Annotated in this window: 20 protein-coding genes; 11 read left to right on the forward strand and 9 right to left on the reverse strand. The window is 43.7% G+C overall.

Annotated features, from left to right (window positions below):
• The first annotated feature begins 9 nt into the window (after positions 1–9).
• Together V7R42_RS07915 and V7R42_RS07920 are read left to right on the forward strand one after the other, a co-directional pair.
• Positions 10–1,935 (forward strand): ATP-binding protein, encoded by a 1,926-nt coding sequence (locus tag V7R42_RS07915; RefSeq protein ID WP_334019638.1) that lies wholly within the window; start codon positions 10–12, stop codon positions 1,933–1,935.
• A gap of 103 nt (positions 1,936–2,038) precedes the next feature.
• Positions 2,039–3,109, forward strand: coding sequence for a GGDEF domain-containing protein (locus tag V7R42_RS07920; protein WP_334019639.1), 1,071 nt, complete (start codon positions 2,039–2,041; stop codon positions 3,107–3,109).
• Positions 3,110–3,138: 29 nt separating this feature from the next.
• Here V7R42_RS07920 and V7R42_RS07925 read toward each other — a convergent pair whose 3' ends face one another.
• Positions 3,139–4,140, reverse strand: coding sequence for an NADP-dependent oxidoreductase (locus V7R42_RS07925; protein WP_334019640.1), 1,002 nt, complete (start codon positions 4,138–4,140; stop codon positions 3,139–3,141).
• Positions 4,141–4,525: 385 nt separating this feature from the next.
• Between V7R42_RS07925 and V7R42_RS07930 the strand changes: the two genes are divergently transcribed.
• On the forward strand, positions 4,526–5,884 hold the full coding sequence (locus V7R42_RS07930; protein ID WP_334019641.1) for an OmpP1/FadL family transporter: 1,359 nt from the start codon (positions 4,526–4,528) through the stop codon (positions 5,882–5,884).
• Positions 5,885–5,993: 109 nt separating this feature from the next.
• Here V7R42_RS07930 and V7R42_RS07935 read toward each other — a convergent pair whose 3' ends face one another.
• Positions 5,994–6,878 carry a LysR family transcriptional regulator gene (locus V7R42_RS07935; RefSeq protein WP_334019642.1) on the reverse strand — a complete coding sequence of 295 codons (885 nt, stop codon included), beginning with the start codon at positions 6,876–6,878 and terminating at the stop codon, positions 5,994–5,996.
• Between the two features lie 205 nt (positions 6,879–7,083).
• On the reverse strand, positions 7,084–7,527 hold the full coding sequence (locus V7R42_RS07940) for a DUF2721 domain-containing protein (protein WP_334019643.1): 444 nt from the start codon (positions 7,525–7,527) through the stop codon (positions 7,084–7,086).
• A gap of 316 nt (positions 7,528–7,843) precedes the next feature.
• Here V7R42_RS07940 and V7R42_RS07945 point away from each other — a divergent pair, with 316 nt between their 5' ends.
• Both V7R42_RS07945 and V7R42_RS07950 read left to right on the forward strand, forming a co-directional pair.
• Positions 7,844–9,913, forward strand: a complete 2,070-nt coding sequence (locus V7R42_RS07945) for a TonB-dependent receptor (RefSeq protein ID WP_334019644.1) — start codon at positions 7,844–7,846, stop codon at positions 9,911–9,913.
• Between the two features lie 181 nt (positions 9,914–10,094).
• Positions 10,095–11,387: an NAD(P)/FAD-dependent oxidoreductase gene (locus V7R42_RS07950; protein WP_334019645.1), complete on the forward strand. Its 1,293-nt coding sequence runs from the start codon at positions 10,095–10,097 to the stop codon at positions 11,385–11,387.
• A 79-nt stretch (positions 11,388–11,466) separates the two neighbouring features.
• Here the strand turns inward: V7R42_RS07950 and V7R42_RS07955 are convergent, their stop codons facing one another.
• Together V7R42_RS07955 and V7R42_RS07960 are read right to left on the reverse strand one after the other, a co-directional pair.
• Complete coding sequence (locus V7R42_RS07955; RefSeq protein ID WP_334019784.1) at positions 11,467–12,033, reverse strand: YceI family protein; 567 nt, start codon at positions 12,031–12,033, stop codon at positions 11,467–11,469.
• 22 nt (positions 12,034–12,055) lie between these two features.
• Positions 12,056–12,583: a cytochrome b gene (locus tag V7R42_RS07960; protein WP_334019646.1), complete on the reverse strand. Its 528-nt coding sequence runs from the start codon at positions 12,581–12,583 to the stop codon at positions 12,056–12,058.
• Positions 12,584–12,953: 370 nt separating this feature from the next.
• Here V7R42_RS07960 and V7R42_RS07965 point away from each other — a divergent pair, with 370 nt between their 5' ends.
• From V7R42_RS07965 to V7R42_RS07980, 4 genes are all read left to right on the forward strand, one after another.
• Positions 12,954–13,277 carry a hypothetical protein gene (locus V7R42_RS07965; protein ID WP_334019647.1) on the forward strand — a complete coding sequence of 108 codons (324 nt, stop codon included), beginning with the start codon at positions 12,954–12,956 and terminating at the stop codon, positions 13,275–13,277.
• 43 nt (positions 13,278–13,320) lie between these two features.
• The gene (locus tag V7R42_RS07970) at positions 13,321–13,884 is read left to right on the forward strand and encodes a CBS domain-containing protein (protein WP_334019648.1); all 564 of its coding nucleotides are present in this window, start codon (positions 13,321–13,323) and stop codon (positions 13,882–13,884) included.
• A gap of 137 nt (positions 13,885–14,021) precedes the next feature.
• Positions 14,022–14,474, forward strand: a complete 453-nt coding sequence (locus V7R42_RS07975) for a hypothetical protein (protein ID WP_334019649.1) — start codon at positions 14,022–14,024, stop codon at positions 14,472–14,474.
• A gap of 97 nt (positions 14,475–14,571) precedes the next feature.
• Positions 14,572–15,006, forward strand: coding sequence for a hypothetical protein (locus V7R42_RS07980; protein ID WP_334019650.1), 435 nt, complete (start codon positions 14,572–14,574; stop codon positions 15,004–15,006).
• Here V7R42_RS07980 and V7R42_RS07985 read toward each other — a convergent pair.
• Positions 15,003–15,944, reverse strand: a complete 942-nt coding sequence (locus V7R42_RS07985; protein WP_334019651.1) for an alpha/beta fold hydrolase — start codon at positions 15,942–15,944, stop codon at positions 15,003–15,005. The two genes, V7R42_RS07980 and V7R42_RS07985, sit on opposite strands and share 4 nt — an antisense overlap.
• A 145-nt stretch (positions 15,945–16,089) precedes the next feature.
• Here V7R42_RS07985 and arfB point away from each other — a divergent pair, with 145 nt between their 5' ends.
• Together arfB and V7R42_RS07995 are read left to right on the forward strand one after the other, a co-directional pair.
• Positions 16,090–16,506 carry an alternative ribosome rescue aminoacyl-tRNA hydrolase ArfB gene (arfB, locus tag V7R42_RS07990; RefSeq protein WP_334019652.1) on the forward strand — a complete coding sequence of 139 codons (417 nt, stop codon included), beginning with the start codon at positions 16,090–16,092 and terminating at the stop codon, positions 16,504–16,506.
• A gap of 123 nt (positions 16,507–16,629) precedes the next feature.
• A complete protein-coding gene (locus tag V7R42_RS07995) occupies positions 16,630–17,307 on the forward strand; it encodes a hypothetical protein (protein WP_334019653.1) in 678 nt (225 codons plus the stop codon).
• A gap of 301 nt (positions 17,308–17,608) precedes the next feature.
• Here V7R42_RS07995 and V7R42_RS08000 read toward each other — a convergent pair whose 3' ends face one another.
• From V7R42_RS08000 to V7R42_RS08010, 3 genes are all read right to left on the reverse strand, one after another.
• Complete coding sequence (locus V7R42_RS08000; protein WP_014951177.1) at positions 17,609–17,800, reverse strand: CsbD family protein; 192 nt, start codon at positions 17,798–17,800, stop codon at positions 17,609–17,611.
• A gap of 201 nt (positions 17,801–18,001) precedes the next feature.
• Positions 18,002–18,775 carry a siderophore-interacting protein gene (locus V7R42_RS08005; RefSeq protein WP_334019654.1) on the reverse strand — a complete coding sequence of 258 codons (774 nt, stop codon included), beginning with the start codon at positions 18,773–18,775 and terminating at the stop codon, positions 18,002–18,004.
• 435 nt (positions 18,776–19,210) lie between these two features.
• Positions 19,211–20,374, reverse strand: a complete 1,164-nt coding sequence (locus V7R42_RS08010) for an MFS transporter (RefSeq protein ID WP_438823645.1) — start codon at positions 20,372–20,374, stop codon at positions 19,211–19,213.
• Positions 20,375–20,951 lie beyond the last annotated feature (577 nt).

The raw sequence follows: 20,951 nt of genomic DNA on the forward strand, positions 1-20,951 counted from the left end.
GAAGTAAGTATGCGAATTAAATCGAAATTGCTGGCTATATACATTCCAATACTACTCATTGGAATGACGCTTACTGGGTATTGGGCTTATTTGACTGCGTACGATTCGGTGCGCGAAAGAGAATATCAACTACTTACTCAAACGCTTACATTAAATGTCTTAGAAATTATTGACGAAAGGCACAAGTTGCTTATTGAGTCAGGTCTTGAGAATGTGCCAGTATTTCGCAAAGCTTATCAAGAAGAAGTGTTTGAAGAGCTGAAGTCGCTGCAACAGGCAACCGAACGCCACTTTGCTATTAGTGAAAGAAGTACGAATACTGTCATATTTAGCACGGCTGAGAATGCGTTCGAATTAAATGTAACAAATGCCAATAAAACGATTATCGCTAATCGACGCGTAGCGTTTGGCGAGTCGAATGTAAATGACACGGATGTGTTGTTTGCTTGTTCTGAATTTACTCCTTGGAATTGGAAAGTAACGGCACTGCAGCCGGCTGAACCGTTGCAATCGTCGTTATTTACAATAGCGTGGCTTACTTCTCTTGTAACACTGTTCGCCGTTATTATCGTCAGCTTGCTCATGGGAAAAGTCACCCAAGTATTTGTTGTCTCTCCCATTGAAAAAATTAAAACGGCAGCAAGTCGCATAGCCATCGAACATAAAAAGGTGAGTATTGACCTTCAACAAACTGATGAATTAGGAAGTTTAGCTCGCGATGTTGAGGTAATGTCAGGAGAAATAGAGCAATTCGTGGCGCAGGCCCAGCAAGCAAATCGTGCTAAAACTGATTTCCTTGCGGTAATGAGCCATGAGATCCGTACTCCGCTAAACGGTATTCAAGGGCTGGCAACGCTGCTTTTAGATACACCGCTTTCAGACAAACAGCATCGGTATGCCAGCGATTTGAAATCTTCGGCGTCTATACTTGCGACTGTTATTAACGATGTATTAGACCTATCAAAAATTGAATCGGGAATGACAGAGGTCGACGTAACAGAGTTCGATCTTGACGCTATGCTTGCCGACCTTATTACGTTATTGGGTACTAATGCTAGCGCCAACAGCACCCGTCTGATTTACAAAAGCAAAAACATGAAATCGGTGGCGGTAACCAGTGATATCACGAAGCTTCGTCAAATTATTATCAACTTGGTAAGCAATGCCATCAAATTTACACACAAAGGCACAGTGAGTATTTCGGCTAAACTAAAACAGCCTTCAACAGAAGCGATAGGTGATAACCGTTTAGTCATTGCAGTTAAAGATACCGGTATAGGTATTGAGCCAGAAAGGATTGAGCATATTTTTGATAAGTTTACTCAATCTGATTCATCAATTACGCGTAAATACGGCGGCACAGGGTTGGGGCTTTCTATTGCCAAGCAACTTGCACAACTACTGGGTGGTGATATTAAGGTGGTAAGTAAAGTCGGCGAAGGTTCATGTTTCACCGTTACTGCCGACGTACAGAGTCGCTGCATGGTGGAGTGGTCGGCCAATTCAGATCCCGCGCGACAAGCAGAGCGCGCTAGCTTACCAGAAGGTATTAAGGTGCTGCTGGCTGAAGATAATGCCATCAACGCTATAGTAGCGCAGGCATTGTTAGAGCAGCTTAAATGCGATGTTGAACACGTTGATAATGGATTGAAAGCCGCTGCACGAGTTGAAGAGGGCGGTATTGATGTGGTCTTCATGGACGTGCACATGCCAGTCATGGATGGCATAGAAGCGACCAAACGCATCAGGAAACTCGAAGGGGAATTAAGCAATATTCCTGTCATAGGTCTTACCGCAGAAGCGTTTAAGGAACGCCATATTTCTTTTAAGCAAGCGGGGATGGATGACATAGTCACTAAGCCAGTTACCGTTGAAGCTCTGCAAGAAAGCCTGTTAAAACTGGCGCGTGATCAAAAAATCTCCAATAATAGTTAAAGCTACTCAGCGTAGATATGTTGAGTTTATTACATCAGTGATGATGGCCATTACTAAATTAGGTCGGAATGCTTTGATGGTAAGGAATTGCTAGAGGTGATTTGTGCAAATCAATAGAACCAGCGAGTTACTTCGGCTACGAATTGCGCTGATTATTGGTGCTGTGCTTCTGCTTTCCTTTATGGCTGCCGACCTCATGCTATTGCCAAGCAGCATGTACGAGCTGTATATATTCGACCGCCTGCTTCTTCAACTCCCCATAATACTCGTTGTTGTTGTACTCTCTTTTTGGCGCAGATTCATTCAGCATCGAGCCTACATTTTCGCTAGTTTGCTTATCGCCCTTTCCTATAGCAACTACTGGTTAATATGGGTTTGCTGGGAAGAACACAACTTCATTTTCCCTTATGAAGGCACCATTTTATATGCTTTCTTCTGTGTGTTTGCGCTGGGTATCCCCTTTAAACTAGCGCTTGTCGCTAATGTCATCAATATTGTGGGTTTCTTGGTATTAATGTGGGGAGCGCCGGTGTATGGAGACAGGATGCCAATTTCAATGGCATTTGTGGCTGGATCTTTGTTTATCTGTGTCTATGCCCGCTATCGCTTAGATCGCAGCGTACGCATGCTTAAAGAAACTAACGATAAGCTACTTAAGCTTAGCAAATTCGATCCATTATCTGATTTGTTAAATCGGCGTTCTTTGCGAGAGCAGAGTGAAAAGCTGTTGTCATTGAGTAGGCGCCATAACGTTCCAATGGCTGTATTGATGCTCGACTTAGATGACTTTAAAAAATATAACGACAGTTTTGGTCATCAGCAGGGTGATGAAGCAATAAAAATACAAGCGCGTATTATGAAGCAGGTATTTAAGCGAGATACAGATATATTAGGCCGATATGGCGGCGAAGAATTCATCGTTGTTTTGAGTGAGATCAGTAAAACACAGGTTGAAAATCAAGCTCAAGCACTGCTGGATAAATGGAATGACGCGCAGCTAAAACATGCCGAGGGGGCAAAGCACCCATTGATGAGTTGCTCAGTTGGTATAGCCTACGCTCGTTCGGTTAATGACATGACTATTGATTGGCTCATTGATGAAGCTGATAAAGTACTTTATGAAGCCAAAGAAAAAGGTAAAGCGCAGTACGTGTTAACAGAAGCACAGTGCTAATACTCTCACTGTGCTTTTAGTCTAACCCGTTACAGCTTTACTATCATCTTTCCGGTGTTTTTACCATCGAACAGCATATTTAAGCCCTTTTCGGCGTTATCTAACCCTTCAATTGTGTGGGCACGGTACTTTATCTTTCCTTGCTGTACGTATGGTGTGAGCTTCTGTAAAAGCTGTGGAATTTCGCCCCAATGATCAGGCATTGCAAAGCCACGAATATTGATACGCTTTTTGATTAACGGGATCCAATTTGGGCCTGGAGCAGGGTTTTCCGACTGATAATCAGCAATCATACCGCATACAACTATGCGTCCATGAGTATTCATTCTGTTGAATATATGCTGCTGAATAGGGCCACCTGTATTTTCAAAGAATACATCAATTTTATCCGGTGTTAATTCGATTAGCTTTTCCTGTAAGTTGTCAGTTTTGTAGTTAATTGCACCGTCGAATCCAAGTTCATTTACAATCCAGTCGGCTTTATCGTCACTACCAACTACGCCAATTACACGAAGTCCATCTGCTTTTGCTAACTGGCCCACAATCGAGCCTACCGAGCCTGCTGCGCCTGTGACTACAAGCGTTTCACCTTTTTGGGGTTCACCAAAGTTGAAAAGGCCTGTCGTAGCAGTCAAACCGGGCAGTGCAAAAACGCAAAGCGCCATTTCTTCAGTAACACCTTTTTGTAGCTTATTAAACCCCGAGCCGTCACTAAGTACGTATTCGCTCCATCCAGTCATGCCCATGACTTTATCGCCCACAGAAAAATCTGGGTTTTTAGACTCAACCACTTCGCCCACGCCGCTTGAACGCATAACATCGCCAAGCTCCACAGGAGGGATATAGCTCTCTCTGTCGTCGCTCATCCACCCTAACATTGCAGGGTCTAAAGACATGTGAGTTTGCTTAATTAAAATTTGGCCGTCTTTCGGCGTTGGTATTTCAAGCTCTTTCGTTTCGAAAAGGTGCGGACCGATTTTCCTATCGTTGGGTCGCTTTACCAGCGTAATGGCTTTATATAATGATGGCATTGTATCCTCCTGTGCACGTATAAGGGGCCTTGCCGTGTGCCCAATATTGAAACGCATATTGAATAGTTAAGATCACAGCCAGACCGTAAAGATAGGGTGGGGCTTTTTAACATAAACACAACTAAATAATCCCCGTGCCTATAAATTTGAGTGAAAGGGGGTGAACAATAGGTCTTATTGATAGTTAGTTAAAGTTGCATTTACAGTTTGGTGATCTTTGGTTAACTAAATTTTATCAAAGTTGCTTATAAAATCGTCGAAGTTGAAGCTATAATTGTAAAAAATGCGATAAAAGTGCGTAAATGGCGTTTACTTGCATTGAACAAAAGTATTCAGATCCGTAGAATGCCCGATGCAATTTTTCCCCTTTTACAATGAGTATTTTATGAAGCAACAGTTTTCTTTACGTGCCTCAGTTTGCTTAGCGCTTGCTACCTTAGCCTCTTCTTCAGCGCTGGCGGCTGGATTCCAAGTTAATGAACATAGTGCAAACGGTTTAGGCCGTGCTATGGCTGGTCAAGCGGCTAAGCCTGAAAATGCCTCTATTTTAGCAACTAACCCAGCAGCGATTGGTGTATTTAAAGAAGCTGAGTTCAGTGCATCAGTAAGCTTTATCGATCCGAACGTAGATATTGATGGTGAAGTTAGCTTTGCATTAGGCGAAGCCCCAGTTGGCCAGCCTATGCCAGCGGCAGAAGACAATATTGCAGATACTGCTTTTGTTCCAGGATTCTTTTATGTAAGCCCAATTAATGAAAAGCTATCTGCAGGCGTGGGTGTATTTACAACCTATGGTCTTCGTTCAGATTACTCAGATGATTTCGGTGCGCTACATTTCGCTGACACGGCTGAAGTAAAAACGGTAACCTTAAACCCTGCTGTATCTTACAAAGTGAATAAGCAGCTTATGGTAGGTTTTGGTTTAAACATCACTTATGCTGAAGCTGAAATTGGTTCTGGCGTGTCAAACGCGCTTGCAGGTACGGTTGCTGCCCTAGCGCCAAGAGCAGAAGCTTTAGGTATTACTTTACCGACCCTTACTCCTGGCAATTCACTGTTCAGCATGGAAGGTGACGACATAGGCTATGGTTGGAATGCAGGTATTTTCTGGCAGCCAACGGATATGACTAATGTTGCGCTTTCATATCGCGCCGAGACTAAACTAGAACTAGAAGGCGCGGTATCTTCAGAGACGCCAGTGTTTCCTATCAACTTAAACCAGCCTGGTAGCCTAGACCTGAACCTTGCTGCTATTACAGAGCTAGCGATTGATCAGAAAATTGACAACCAGTGGTCTGTACAAGCAAGTGTTACTTTTACCGATTGGAGCACGTTTGAAAAGCTTGAAGCTAATCTTGAAGACGGAATCGACTTCCTTATTAAAGAAGAGAATTTCGACGACTCATGGCGTGCAGCGCTTGGTGTAACTTACATCCTAAACGACGAAATTACCCTTCGTGCCGGTTATGCATATGACGACGGTGTAGTATCGGTAGAAAACCGTTCGTTAAGTATCCCAGACACTGATCGCCATTGGTTCTCTGGTGGTATGACTTACACAATGAGCGAAGATACATCAATTGACGTAGCTTACGTATTCATTGATGGTCGTGAAGCAAATATCGACAAAGACAGAACGATTCTAAGCAATGTTCTGCCGGGTACTGACTTTACTACTAACTTCACGGGGACACAGTCAGCTACTGCGCACATTCTAAGTGTTCAAATGAACACTCGCTTCTAATTACAAAGAAGCCAAGGCAAATAAGAAAGGCAGCGTATTTACGCTGCCTTTTTGGTTTCTAATGTCGCATTTTTTATATGCGATGGAATTCTTGTGCACTAATTAACGACTAAATTTGCGTAAATAAATTTTGCAGGCATGTAATAGCAGCGCTGATTTTTGCAGGCATCAAATCGCGTTTTGGTGTGACCGCATAAACCGTATAATCTGGTAAATGCCAGTCAGTAAAGAGCTGCTTCATTTCACCAGACTTCAATAGATGCCTTACTTCTGGTTCGGGAAGGACGGCATAGCCAACGCTATCTTGGGTAAGTTTAATCAACGTCTGCATTGAGTTTACATCAATGCGTTGTGTATCTAATTCATACTCGCCTTCGCTTTGGTGCTTCATGACGTATTCTTCAATATGTCTATGAGCAATGTATTCATGCCCGCTAAGCGCTTCAGGTGAAGTGAGCGTTTCGTTTGCAAGTGGGTGGTGTGCAGAGACACATAAAATGCGCTTCCACGTTGCGAGTTCTAAGCTGCTGAAATTTGTATCGGAAACTGGTGCGAAGCAAAGCACCAAATCAGCGCTAGAAGCAATAATGTCTTTAGGCTCGTCGGTAACCGTTAACGATACCGTGATTTTAGGAAATTCTTCACAGAGCTTTTTTAATGGCTCACTTAACAGCCCACCGCCAAAGCCCTCTGGCGCGATGATATTTATTTTGCCTGTGGGATCGTCTTGCAAACTTTCAATTTTTTGCTGGGCAAGTTCTGCTGTTTGCAGCATTTGTTTACTGGTTTCGTAATAAATACGCCCTGCTTCGGTTAGGCTCAAGCTCCGGGTATTTCGGTTAAAAAGACTAAGACCGATATCGTTTTCTAGTTTTCTTAACTGTTGGCTGATAGCAGAGACAGTCATGTGCAGCTCTCTGGCTGCTACACTCATGCTACTGCTGTCTGTCACCGCAACAAAGACCTGAAGAGAGCGAAGTAATTTAGTATTCATGGCGCTTAGTTAATCCTTATTATTGGCCGCAGCATTCTTACCATTAATTTTTAGCAAATTAACGCCGGGAAAGGTCGAGTTCTACCGCATTTTAAGGTTAATGAACGCTTTTGAAGCAAGTCTTTACGCAATGCTTACATTGGAGAGTTATGCCTCTCTAACTGGATCAACTGAATGTCAGCGAGCAGACAGTTGACCTGTAATTCTAGCGAATGGTTCTGACCATATTTATGGTGCTTGTTGCAAGTTTCACTTCAACGAGAAAGACAATAAGCGCACTGATTAGAAACATCATTGCCAGTATGAATAGCACGATGACCGGTGTTTTTAAATCAACAACCCACAACGACCCGGAAAACAACGCCATAATGACGGTACACACCATTAGTCCAGCGGCGACACATAGTCCAATTGCCCAGTTAATAACTTTCACTCTGCGCCATAGCACCTTAATTTCTCTTTTAGAGCGATCGACAATATGTGGGTCTGATAGAGTATGAATTTGTCTTTCTGCTACCCTAACTCTGTCTGATATTCGGCCCAGTCGAGACGACATAACGTTGAGGAAGCCAGCAATACCGGTAAGTAAAAATACGGGGGCAACAGCGAATTCGATAAGTTGTGAAAGACTAGGGATAAGTGTGTTCAATGGTTCCTCCAGCGAACAGTTTTGGGTTTTCTTACATCATGCAAAAGGTGATTAGCCCATTGCTGCATTATCTTCACGCACTGTCATTCTATATGCGTTCTATTCACGTAATGTGGAAACAGTGTATAGAACTAAGATTTGTGTTGTGACAGTAAAGTCTGTGGACAGCAAAGTCTACGCCAACGCTTAAACCAGAGATATGGCGTAATTAACAAAATGCCGCAAGAGTTTAGCGGTTTTTAACCCATTCTTACCTAAATTAACGGTACACTAACAGCAGTAGCTAAAAAATACTTTGTCATCATAAGGATAGATAATGCGCTTTGCCCCAAGCTTTCCTCTGTCGTTGCTAACCGTGTCTCTGCTATCGCAAGCAGCTATAGCTCAGGAAAAAAATGAAATAGAAAGAATTGAAACCACGTCTTCTCGTATACAAGGCAGTATGACTGCTTCTGGATACGCGGTTTCGTCTATTTCAGAAGAAACGCTTTCGCTGCTTTCATTTCAACATATCCAAGAGTCGCTGAGTTACATTGCGGGCGCCGGCGTGCAGCGGGGTAACGGGCAAGAGTATTTACCTGCCCTTCGTTCGCCAGTGTTAACCGGCGCTGGAGCGTGCGGCGGAATTTTAGCAGCAGAAGACGGTATTGCGTTGCGCGCAGCAGGTTTTTGCAATATTAACGAGCTGTTTGAAGCACATGGTGAAATTGCACAGCGTATTGACGTGATAAAAGGCCCGGCGTCAGCGCTTTATGGCTCTAATGCGATACATGGTGTGATTAATGTGATTACCCCTGACACAACCCAAGGCGACGGAGAGCTTAGCGTTGATTATGGGTCTTATGGGTTTCATCGCGTAAAGCTTAAAGAAGGGAAAGACTTTGGTCGCAGTGGCGTGGGTATTGCTGCCAGTGTTACCAGAGATACAGGATATCGAGACGAAGAGGGCGTTGACCAAGAGAAAGTTTCGCTTCGCCACAGGCTAGAGTGGGACAGCACGGTTATTACGAGCGGCCTTACCTATACCCATCTGGACCAAGAAACTGCCGGCTACATCGAAGGGTTTGAAAGCTATAAAAATACACAAATAGCCAAAAGCAACCCAAACCCCGAAGCGTTTCGAAAAGCAGAAAGTTTTAGGTTATGGAGCAAGTTCGATACGAGCTTTAGCGGTGGTCATGCACTGTCAATTACACCTTACGTACGCAACCAGGACATGCGTTTCCGTATGCATTTTTTACCCGGCAAACCCCTTGAAACGAATGCCCAAAAAGGCGTTGGTATGCTGTCTCAGTTCAATTACGTCATCAATGACAGCCTAAGTGCAGATATAGGATTAGACGTAGAATACACAGAAGGTGAATTAACCCAGTCACAAGACAGCGCCACACAAGGGTCTGCCTTTTTGGTTGAAACCATTCCTGTAGGAAAGCACTATGATTATGATGTAGATGCCACGCTATTTGCGCCTTTCTTTACCTTCAATTGGAAAACAGAGCGTTGGGCTATTTCTGTCGGCGGGCGCTTTGAGTCTATGCAATACGATTACACAAACAATATGAATGTAGGCCGTGTACGCGAAGATGGCACAAAGTGCGGTTTTGGTGGCTGCAGATATTCCAGACCAGCGGGCAGCGAAAGCGATTTTGATAACTTTAGTCCGAAGCTTTCACTTCGTTATCAAATTAATCCCCAAACCCAGTTGTTTGGCGGCATCGCAAGAGGCTATCGCGCACCTCAGGCAACAGAGCTGTATCGTTTGCAGCGTGCACAGACCGTTACTGATCTTGACTCGGTAACGGCCGACAATATTGAAGTGGGCGTTACAGGTACGCTATTTGATGGCAGCTATACGCTTAGCCTTTACAGCCTACAAAAAGATAATGTGATTTACCGAGATAGCGACTTTTTCAACGTAAGCAACGGCGAAACGTGGCATAGAGGCGTAGAGTTTACCTTTGATCAACCGCTAAGCGATGTACTGCGCTTAGATTTTGCTGGTACATACGCAAGGCATACCTACGAGCACAATCAACTCTCAGGTGAACAAGACATTAAAGGTAATGATATTGATACCGCGCCAAAGCTTCAGTTTAACGCTCGCTTGAGCTTTGATGTGTCGACATTAATACAAACTCAATTAGAGTGGCAGTATGTTGGACGCTATTTTACCGACGCCGAAAATCTCAACGAATACGAGGGGCATGACTTAGTGCATGCTCGTGTTCGTTACAATGTGAGCGACGATATTACTCTGTATGCGCGGATTAATAATCTATTTGATACGAAGTACGCCGAACGCGCTGATTTTACCAGCTTCACTGGGCCGCGTTACTTTCCTGGTCGCCCTCGAAACTTCATGATAACGGCGTCGTTTACGTTATAGGCTTAAATAAGGTTAGCAGATGATATTTAATCTTGAAAATGCAGGCTATTGCCGTGATTTGCTTGTACCCCACGGGCTTCCGGCGTAGTCTGTAGGCATCAGCATGGGTCTCAGTCACGCCATGTATAGCGCTTTTAAAGGTCAGGCGACATACGTGGAATGATTGTTAATAGGTATACCCATGCAAAAAATAGTAATTGTTGGTGGCGGTGCTGGTGGTCTTGAATTAGCCAGTCGCTTAAGCCGCACCCTCGGGAGAAAGAAACAAGCCGAAATTACCCTTGTCGACCGCAGTCGAACCCATATCTGGAAGCCGCTGTTACACGAAGTAGCCGCCGGCGTAATTGATAAGCACTCAGACGGTGTGGACTACGCCATCCATGCAGCCGCTCATCACTACCGCTTTCAATTAGGTGAAATGTGCTCGCTTAACGCGCAAGCGCAATACATAACCTTGTCGCCTTTAATCGACGAAGAAGGCACACAGGTTTTGCCTGAACGCGAGATTCAATACGATCAGCTCGTGCTGGCTGTTGGCAGCGTGAGCAACGACTTTGGTACACCTGGCGTTGCTGAGCATTGCTACTTTCTAGACTCATTAAAGCAAGCTGAACGTTTTCACAAAGCGCTTCTTAATCAGCTAATCCGCATTAATCAGCAAGAAGATAAAGACGCCAGAATTGACGTCGCCATTGTCGGGGCAGGAGCAACGGGTACTGAGCTAGCCGCTCAACTTCACCATGTGGCGAATTTGTCCAAGGCTTACGGAATGCCAGACATGTCAGCTTCTCGTCTTAAAATTACGATTGTAGAAGCGGGAGAGCGTATATTGCCGGCGCTACCTGAACGCATAGCAAATTCAGCAAGAAGAGCATTGCATAACTTGGGCGTAGATATTAAAGAGCAAACCATGGTGGCAGAAGCCGACGCGAAAGGTTTGATCACAAAAGACGGTGGTCGGATTGACGCCGATTTAATGGTGTGGGCTGCAGGGGTGAAAGCGCCTGACTTCATTATAAAACTTGCGCTTTTTGAAACGAACAGAGCCAATCAAATTCTTGTAGATAAGCAGCTTCGCAGCACCACGCACAAAAATATCTGGGTATTAGGCGATTGCTGTGGTTTCCAGCAGGAAAATGGGAAGTGGGTGCCGCCTCGAGCGCAGTCGGCCCACCAAATGGCGGATATTGTTGCGCATAATATAACGTCGTTATTTACCCAAAAAGGCGCGAAAGATTTTACTTACAAGGACTATGGATCCTTGGTTCACTTAAGTAAATACAGCACGGTTGGAAGCTTGATGGGCTCACTATCTAACGGCAGTATGTTTATTGAAGGGCGTCTAGCTAAGTTGGTGTACGTTTCTTTGTATAATATGCATCAGTTTGCGGTACACGGAAAAATCAAAGGTGCACTTAAACTTCTTGTGAAGAAGTTAAGTCAGGCCATCAGCCCTAAGCTGAAACTTCACTAATTAAATATGAAAAAGAAAGCCCCACGTTTGGGGCTTTCTAAAATCACAAATTTAGCTCGCTAAAACACAATCTAGCTAACTATTGTTTAACGCCTTCAACGTGAAGCTCTAATTCTACCGTTTGCGACGCTGGGCCTAAATCATAGTCGATGCCATAGTCTTTAAGTGCAATTGTCGTAGTGCCCATAAAGCCTGCGCGGTAGCCGCCCCACGGATCTTTGCCTTCTCCAATTTTCTTAGCTTCAATAGTAATAGGTTTTGTCACACCATGAAGTGTGAAGTCACCCATTACATCCATCATGCCATTGCCTTTATCGACAATTTTTGTGCTGACAAACTTCGCCTCTGGAAAGTCGTCAACGTTTAAGAAATCGTCGCTCTTAAGGTGCTTGTCACGCTCAGCGTGGTTTGAGTCGATACTGTCGGTATCGATAGTCACCATAATTTTTGCTGCATTAGGTGCTGCGTCGTCGTAACTAAAAGTACCTTTAAAATCATTGAAGCGACCAGTAAGCCACGAGTAGCCCAAATGTTGTATTTTAAAGTTGATAGACGCGTGGGCGCCTTTGCTATCAATCACATAATCTGCCGCGTTAGCGGTGCTTAAAGACAGCGCAGCGGCCAGGGCAAGTGTTAACTTCTTCATCATTTCTCCTCTTTCTTCAATATCATCGAAGCCGTAACATCTGCTTCAGTGTGTCATCGTTATTAATAAAGTGGTGTTTCAGTGCAGCCAGCGCGTGAAAGATCGCCAATATAATCACTGACCAAGCAATATAAAAATGGACCTCTCCTGCAATGTCTTCTTGATTTTCAAAGAACTCGCCCATTGCAGGTACAGAAAACCAGTTAAATACGTCAATGCTTCTTCCATCGGCCGTAGAAATCAAATAGCCGCTCGCGAATAGCGCGATAATCAGGGTGTACAGCAGCCCATGACCTAGGCGACTTAACCTTTTTTCCAACGGGGCGCCATGTGACGGCGGCCTTGAAGTAACAACGCGCGTGACTAAGCGAATAACAGTGATGGCAAGCAAAATTAATCCAACACTCTTGTGCCAATGCGGTGCCGTCTTATACCAGTCGCTGTAATATGTGAGGTCGACCATCCACAGCCCTGAAGCAAACATGCCGACAATGGCAATGGCAGATATCCAATGCAAAATAACTATAGGTCTGGACCATCTGAGTTTCATATCACTTCCGTTATTATTTACGTGCAATCAGGTTGTTTAGACCTTCAGTTAATCGCGTTATCTCAACGTTAAATGACCGCTGAAAAAACACCTTATGGATCAATTGGATCTAGTGTATTTCTAATTACGTTGGCTAAACATCACATTTAATGGGAGTGTTCGTTCTTGTTTTTAGAACGAATGTACAGCCAACAACCCACCAAACCTGAATCGCGACACGTTCCGTTTTCGAAGATGTGTCGTTTAATGGTCGATAAAATGCGCTAAACACCTCTATTAAACGCGCTAGATACTCTTATAGTTTAAATAGGCAGTAACAAAAGTGGCTGCTTTGCTTCAATGTTGTTTAGTTCAGTAGAGGTTGTACGCTTTGCGCGTTTCACACGTTTTGTTGGCCGTTATTCTGCCAGCGTTATTTTCATCACTGGTATCCGTCTCCGTATTGGGAGAGGGAAGAAGTGTGCAAAATATTGCAGAGCAGTCGAACAGTGCAAATACGCTTTCAATCCTCATTAGCGAATGGGAAAGCTCCGCTTTTGAAGTATCTGACGACGACATTGACGATGGCATTTCGTCTGTCAACATCACCAGCGGCTTGGAAAAATATCGGTTTTCGGCTGGTAAAACGATTGATGCAAAAGCCTTTACTAGGCAGCGCGCTAACATCATTCGAGGGCCACCTTCTTTCACTTAATCTTTAAAAAACTGAATTTTTTATTTTTGATTAGGAGAAAGGTATGCACGCCTTAAATCTATATAAAACCGAAGCTATCGATACATTGGCATGGCCAGTTGTAGAAAACACCATTACTGTAAACTCATCTGCTATGGCGGTCTTCACTGACTTTAAGCAGCACTTACCACACGTAATTGATGTGCGAACTCCGGCAACGAAAGTCGAGTCGATTATGCGTCAATCTCATGTTCGTATGATGCTGGTGGTAAACAGTGAGAATCGTTTTATTGGTATTGTGACCAGTCACGATGTGGGTGAGCAGCAGATCATTCAGCGTGTAAGCGAGCTTAAAATTAAGCGAGAAGAGCTGACCGTTCATGACTTCATGCGTCCTAAAACCTCGCTCATGTCGTTCGATTTCAGTGAACTAATGCGTTCATCAGTTGGCGACGTTATAGAAACACTGAAAGATTACGGGCAGCACCATTGTCTTGTCATGGACAGAGACAGTCATGAAATTCGTGGCGTAATCAGCGTCAGTGACATTGCCAGAGAATTGCGTTTGCCACTTGATATACAAGGCCGCCCTACGTTCGCTGAGCTCATCAATATTCTTGCGGCTTAGTCTTTCATTTCGTCAGTTATATACCATACTTTTACTGTGCGTTGTCATTAAGGAACGCACAGTAAAAGGCATATAATCCCTAAAGCTATCTGGGTATGTGCTTACCAGAATATCAATAAAAATAATTAGGTGGTTGTATGAGGTACGCTCACGGTGAGTTTATTGTTACGCGATGTGGTGATGCGGTAGTAACACAAGCTTACGGGCCTTGGAATAAAGAGTGTGTAAAAAGCTTTGCTGACGAATACCGCACTAACGCAGAAGCATTGTTTGGGAAAGTTTGGTGTAACATTGTTTGCGTCACTGGAGAGTCTCTTTTGATCCCTGATGCAGAAACACAACTACGTGAGCGTACGGCGGCAATGCACCCTTTGGGCTTAACTCACATAGCGGTTGTATTAGGTGATTCTACGGCTAAAGCAACAACCAAAGCTCAGCTCAAACGCGCATACAAACGGCTTAATATCGAATTCACGTTTTTTGAAGATATTGAAAATGCAGTCGAGTGGTTGGGAGAGCACGGTTTTAGTATTGACCCAGAAAGCATTTCAACGCATTTAACAAAAGTCGCATTGAAGGCACGTTCTTAATTCGACATGCATTACGCACTTGGTATGTATTTCGCAAGTTAGCTCATAGTGAGTAAAAACATCTCATCAAAATTGTTCGATGAAAAGAGGCGAAATTATGAATAGATCACCATTTCCTACCAGTGTCGTAACAAAAGCGTTTACTTGGGCATATCAAGAACTTGGTTTAAATATCAAACAAGCTTCTGAAATTTTGGGAATTTCTCCATCTTCACTGGCGCAGACTACCTTACTTGGGTTCGAAAGTGGTACAACCGAATACCGAAAGCAGCTAGCGTTTATTCGTATGTATCATTTACTCATCTCATTGTCAGATGGGGACAGTGAACAAATGAAAACGTGGTTTATCAGTTATAATGTTTCGCTTGAAGCAAGCCCTTTTGAAATGTGTAAGAAATACGATGGTGTTGAACGCGTTTCTGATCAATTGCGCAGATTGAAACAGTCTGAAGCTCCCAGCCACGAAGCGCTCGCAGTTATCGAACTTTCTCACATAAATAACGACTCAAAATTAAGAGCTGTGCTGCACTAATCGTCGCGATTCGCCTTGCTGTCAATGTTGACAATAAAGTCTGCGCACGCTTGGACTTGGGTAACTGGGAGCATATGGCCAGCATCGGGGATTACATCCGATATCGCCGTATCTATTGCTGAAGCTACAGCGCTAATGTGCTCATTGGGTTTTAAAATGGTGTCCTTCTCTCCATATAGGATGCCCACGGGGCACTGAATTTTGTTGTAGTCATTTTGCTGTCTATGTAGGCTACCTTGCGCAGAGACGGTATCACGACTGCCCTCATAAAAACTGCGAGAATGAAGTGCGAGTAATCCACCTCCTTCGGTAGAAAAGGATGTGGGCACAGGTTCAGGGTGAAAAATTTGGGCAACTTGCTTTTTACCTAGCTTTGCTCTTAATGGACTGGCGATGGTTTTAGCTACACTAGTACGCATAAATTCATTGGGTATGTACAGTATCGAAAGTGGTCCAGCGCCGCCCTTTAATGGAGTAGTGAGGGGGCATAGTAATGACACTGATGTTATTTTTTCAGGCGCGTCTAGTGCTATTCTTAATGCAATACCGCCGCCCATAGAGTGACCTGCAATTGTTGCTTTCTTGATACCCTCTTTTTCCATCCATTCTAATAACATCTTACTTTGCTGCTCAAAGCTTGCTGATGTGCGTTTGTATCGGCTAGAAAACCCACTTCCTGGACGATCTACAGAATAAACGGTATAGCGCGATGCCAACGTTTTAGCTAAATTGTGAAAATTGTTACTATTGCCCAATAAACCATGAATCAGCACAAGCGCCGGACCTTTTCCCTGCTTTTGCCAGTGAATAATTCCACCTTCAACAGGCGTAAGTTTTCCTGATGGTGTAAATGAACTTTCTATATTGCTGTCCATTTTGGCGGTAAACCAAATGAGCACTATAAAGATACAAAGAATAATGAGCGATGCGATGACCATGGAATATGTCCAAAATAAGAATAAAAAACAACCTATCGGTTATTGAAAAGATGGTCAAGTAACCAGTAGTAATAGTGGCTTATAAGGCTGGGCCACCCACGCTGCAACATTAACGTAGCTATATCATGAAGTATAAGGATTTGAGATGGAATTGATGATAACCCCTTCTATCGCGATAGACGAAAGCGAAGCTGACTTGCAAGCCATTCGAGCACAAGGCAGTGGCGGGCAAAACGTTAATAAGGTTAGCAGCGCTATACACCTGCGATTTGACATTAATCAGTCGTCATTGCCTGATAAGCTGAAAGCGAGGCTGTTGAGTTTAAATGATAGTCGCGTCACAAATGACGGCGTATTTGTGTTAAAAGCACAAAATTTTCGAACTCAAGAACAAAACAGAGAAGATGCGTTGGCGCGACTGGTAGCGTGGATAAAAGCAGCAACTATTGAACAAAAACCGCGCATAAAAACCAAAGTGAGCCGCGCGGCAAAAGCACGCCGAGTAGATGTAAAAAAACAACAAGGCGCTAAAAAATCAATGCGTAAGAAAGTGGAATTCTAAACAAAACTAATCTAAAGTATGAAGCCTTATAGATGTGATTGTCGCAAGATAACGGAAAATACTTATAATTATTAATGTGTCTTGTTTTTATGCTGAATATTGGAACTTAGGGAACCACACTCAATGACGCGCTCGAACGTTATCCCTATGGTGCTATTTGCAGCCATAGTGGTTTCGCTTGGTATTAACACACCGCAAGCTGCAAGCGAGATCATTGCTCGTTTGTTCAACAAGTCTATTTCTAATACAGAGTTACAGCCTTCGCAGGCTGATGTTGACCGTTTTCAGTCTATTTTGACTGACAAATCTGAAAGAGAAGTTCGCGATATTTTGGCGCAACGTGCGCTTGGTAATAAAATTACCGAGTCAGTACTTTCTGACTTTGCTGATAAAAATGCGATTGAGCCCAATGAAAGCGAAGTCCAGTCTGCGTATTCCGTTATTAAGTTGTGGACCGTTGATTTAGACAACGATGGCGCCTATCAAGAAGAAGAGCTAGAGCGTTATCGTTTGGCAATGGCGGAAGGCATGGCAAAGAGCTGGAAAGTATCGAAAGCCCTTTACGAAGCGTATGGTGGAGATGTGGTTTTTCAACAGGATAACCCGTTAACACCGGTAGGTGCTTATCAAAAGCTGTTTGAACAGTATCGCGAAAAGGGTGAATTCGTTATTTATGACCCAGCCTTTAAAGCGGCGTTTTGGAGTTCAGTTAAAATGAAATATGCCAAAACCTACGATAAAGATAAAATAGATTTTTCGCTTCCCTGGTGGGAAAAGAGCATGACTGCTTCAGAAAAATAGTTCGAAAAAAGCCCTGTTTTTAAAGGGCTTTTTTAATTCTTTTAAATAAATCAATCTCAGCGAGGAATAAAAGCTTTTCTTCAATCCTTATCTCAGTGCCCTTTATGAAAAACGGAGATAAACGAGGGGGTTGGTGAAGCGACAGCTGTGGCGCAGCCTAAAGAAATCGTGTCCCTTTTGACTATTATACAAATAAAAAGGGCCACTGCGTTATGCTTTGGCCCTTTGAGTAGTAAATAACAATGTAGTGATATCAGATTGCTATACTACCGAGTCTTAACTAATACATTGGAAACGGCGATTAATTGAAATAACCGTCGACTTCTTTTTCAGCTTCGTCACGGCTTTTGCCATAAGCTTGTTGAATCTTACCGACTAATTCTTCACGTCGACCATCAATTACATCTAGGTCGTCATCGGTAAGTTTACCCCACTTTTGCTGTACCTTACCTTTCATTTCTTTCCAATTACCTTCAATACGATCACTGTTCATAACTTGCTCTCCTTATCCAAACAATTGGTTGAAAACACTGGCGGAAAAACTGGCCAGTTATTTTCTTAGCAGCAAGTGCTGTTCCATTATGTAAGAGTATGAAAGTATTGAATTTGTTATTAATAAAAATTTTGCCGCATAGTTGTTTTTCATGCAGAATTTACAAGTTCTTGCAAAGCCTACATGGAGCGTAGCCATCAATTAGGCCAATGTTTTAGCATACGCCTCACTATCCTGCCTTTTTTCTATTTTATGTTGATCTTCACTGCGGCCTTTCTTCCAGTAGCTACTAATATAAATATTCGCGTGTGCTACGGCTTTTTCGGCTTTAAGCCATGTCCTAATCGCTCGCATATCAGAAAATTCGCACGCTACCCAAACAGTGGGATTCCCTTCGAGCCAGGCTAATTGGGCAAGACGAGAAGGTAAAGTTCGCGTATGTTCCCATATCACCGTAACTCCTTCGGGCTTGTTGAGCGCAACCGCATCTTTTTCGTCTTCGATTTTGATAACGGCATAGCCCTTAGTTTGCTCAGGAAGCTCAGCGAGGTGATTTTTAATGCTAGGAAGCGCTGTCATGTCGCCAGCCAACAAAACCCAATCGTATTGCTCGCTTAGTCCCTTACTAGAACCAGGCCCTGCTAGCGTGATGATGTCACCGGGTTTTGTGCTTGTTGCCCACGCCGACGCAGGGCCAGTTTTACCATCATCGGCATGGATCACTATATCGAGCACCAATTCAGGCTTGTCTGCGTCAAACTGCGCGACCGTATAGGTGCGCATTGCCACTTGGCTTGTGTCTTTAGGGCGTTTCAGCGGGTTTCCTTCTAGGTCGAACATAAGTTTAACGTACGCCACTGCTGTGACAGAGGGAAAGGTAAGAAGGTCTTCTCCACTGAGGTGTACACGCTGCATGTTTGGGGTAATACGGACTGATTGGGTGACAATAGCTCTGCGGGGTTGCGGTTTAGACATTAGCTTACTCCTGTAATCTTGAGTGGCTATTTTATTTAGTAATAATTCTCATTTCTATTTCTAAAGGTGAAATGGTAAGGATTATTTAGTTCTATTTTTTAGATTAAATAATGGTCTTAAGAGAAATTAATGCAAATAAAATAGATAGGTGTATGTTGAATTAGCACTATGAGGGAAAGCGCAGAATTGGCGATGGAAGATAAAAAATTAAAATAAAAGAAAAGGGGCTAAAAGCCCCTTAAAAAACCACAACATAACTTGGAAAACACATTTACACACCACAAAGACGCACACTCAACGACTTTATGTATAAGTTAAGATAGCCGAATTCTAAAAAGGTTCCGCTTAAATACAAATAAATTGTAAAAATTAAATGCCGCTTGAGTCTGCTTATAAAAAATACGGCGGGCCACATATAAGCCTGACACTAAGTCGTCAGCCAACGTGTTTTATTCTTCGCAATACTATGTAAACGACATATGTGGTTACTGCAATTAGCGCTGACGCTACAGCGAACGGTAGCGCGATGTCCAGTTGGTAAATGAAAGCAGCCAGTGGCGGGCCTACTACGTAGCCCATGGCAGTCGTTGCTGTAATTAACCCAGTGATAGTGGCTTGTTGAGAGGGGGCACAACAGGTCGTGGCCACAGCTGCCAATGACGGGTAGGCCATTCCCATACCTACACCCATTAATGTCATGGCCGCGTAAAGCATAAATAATGAATGTTGAAGAAAGAGCAGTAAGTAAGCTAAGACCAATAGCGGAAGCGCGATTTTGATCATCGCTTCTTTGCTTATTCGCCCTTTTTGCACCCATCCAAATTGGGCAGTGAGTGAAGCGGCAGCGCTTACCATCATTGCAAAACCCACTTGCCGAGCAGCGTCAACAGGTGAATAGTGGTAAAAATCGATAAAAAAGAAACCCAATGATTGCTGCATCATCGCCATTGCGCAAAATACACCAATACATGCAGCGACGAAAACATAAGGGACTTTGCTTGGTGTCTGGTCGTTGTCGCTTGTTGGCTGATCGTTTTTTTGCTGCGACAAAGGCGGCAGAACAGGTAGCTTAAAATATACCAATGTAAGCGCCAGCAAGGTTAGCAACACGATGCTGTACAACGGTGCCAATAAGCCAAAACCGACTAAAAGCCCAGCGTAGGCGGGCCCCACAATTTGCCCTACGTTGCTTGCAGAGGTGACTTTGCTGATTGCACTTACTCTACTTTGGGGCGTACTGATGGCGACGGCGTAACCTACCGCAGAAGGTGGAGTTGCAGACATAATGGTTGATTGCAGACTTCGGCTTATCAACAATGCCAAAAACAAATTGGTACCGCTTATAATGCCAGAAAAACCTGCCATCCATGCACTAGCGAAGGCAAACGTGCCCAAGCTATAACCCGACAGACCAACCATTAAAATACGTTTAAAGCCCGCACGCTTAGCGACCTTGCTCCACACATTCGTACCGAACGCAAAAATAAGTGCAGAGCTAGACATAATAGTGGCAATGTGGAATTCAGAAAGGTTCGCCTGTCGCCCCATAGAAGGGAGTGTGGTAAGCATAACGCTTTGGCCAACAGACGTAGCGAGCAATGCACAAAAAAGAACTCTAAAAACAATGGTAGATGCAGACGGCGAAAGCACGCAGGTAGCCCTTTTGGTAGGCGATAAAGAAACAACGTAATTTTATCACAAATGAAGATAAAAAAATGCCCGCCAAAGGCGGGCCAAAATCAGAGGTATGTAAAGGCCGGGATGGGCCTTTGAGGGGAGAGGGTAGTCGTCGGATGACAACTCACTAATAACATCGACGACATTACCAGTGTCCTCACTATGGTCTCGCTGAAGCAACACACACGTACATTCAACGAATCCAAATTGGGTCAACAATCCCTTGCTGCACGAGACATCACTGTCGGTGCTTGCGATGTAGGTACTCAGAGCTTGTTTGCAATCCTTATGAAACAAGTGCCTTGCATCCTGCGAGTTTAATTAGGTTGTCTTTTACCTAACCTCATCATCGACCAGCAATTTAACGAATCTTCTACAGGCATCCATTAGTTACAATACTGACACATCCGTTTTTCCTTGGTGACACACTCCATGCACTTCCCATGTCGTCACCTTCAGTATTTGTCATCTACGCAATTTGGCCTCTCCGTCGCTAAAG

The sequence above is a fragment of the Alteromonas sp. S015 genome (assembly GCF_036864485.1).
Classification (GTDB): domain Bacteria; phylum Pseudomonadota; class Gammaproteobacteria; order Enterobacterales; family Alteromonadaceae; genus Alteromonas.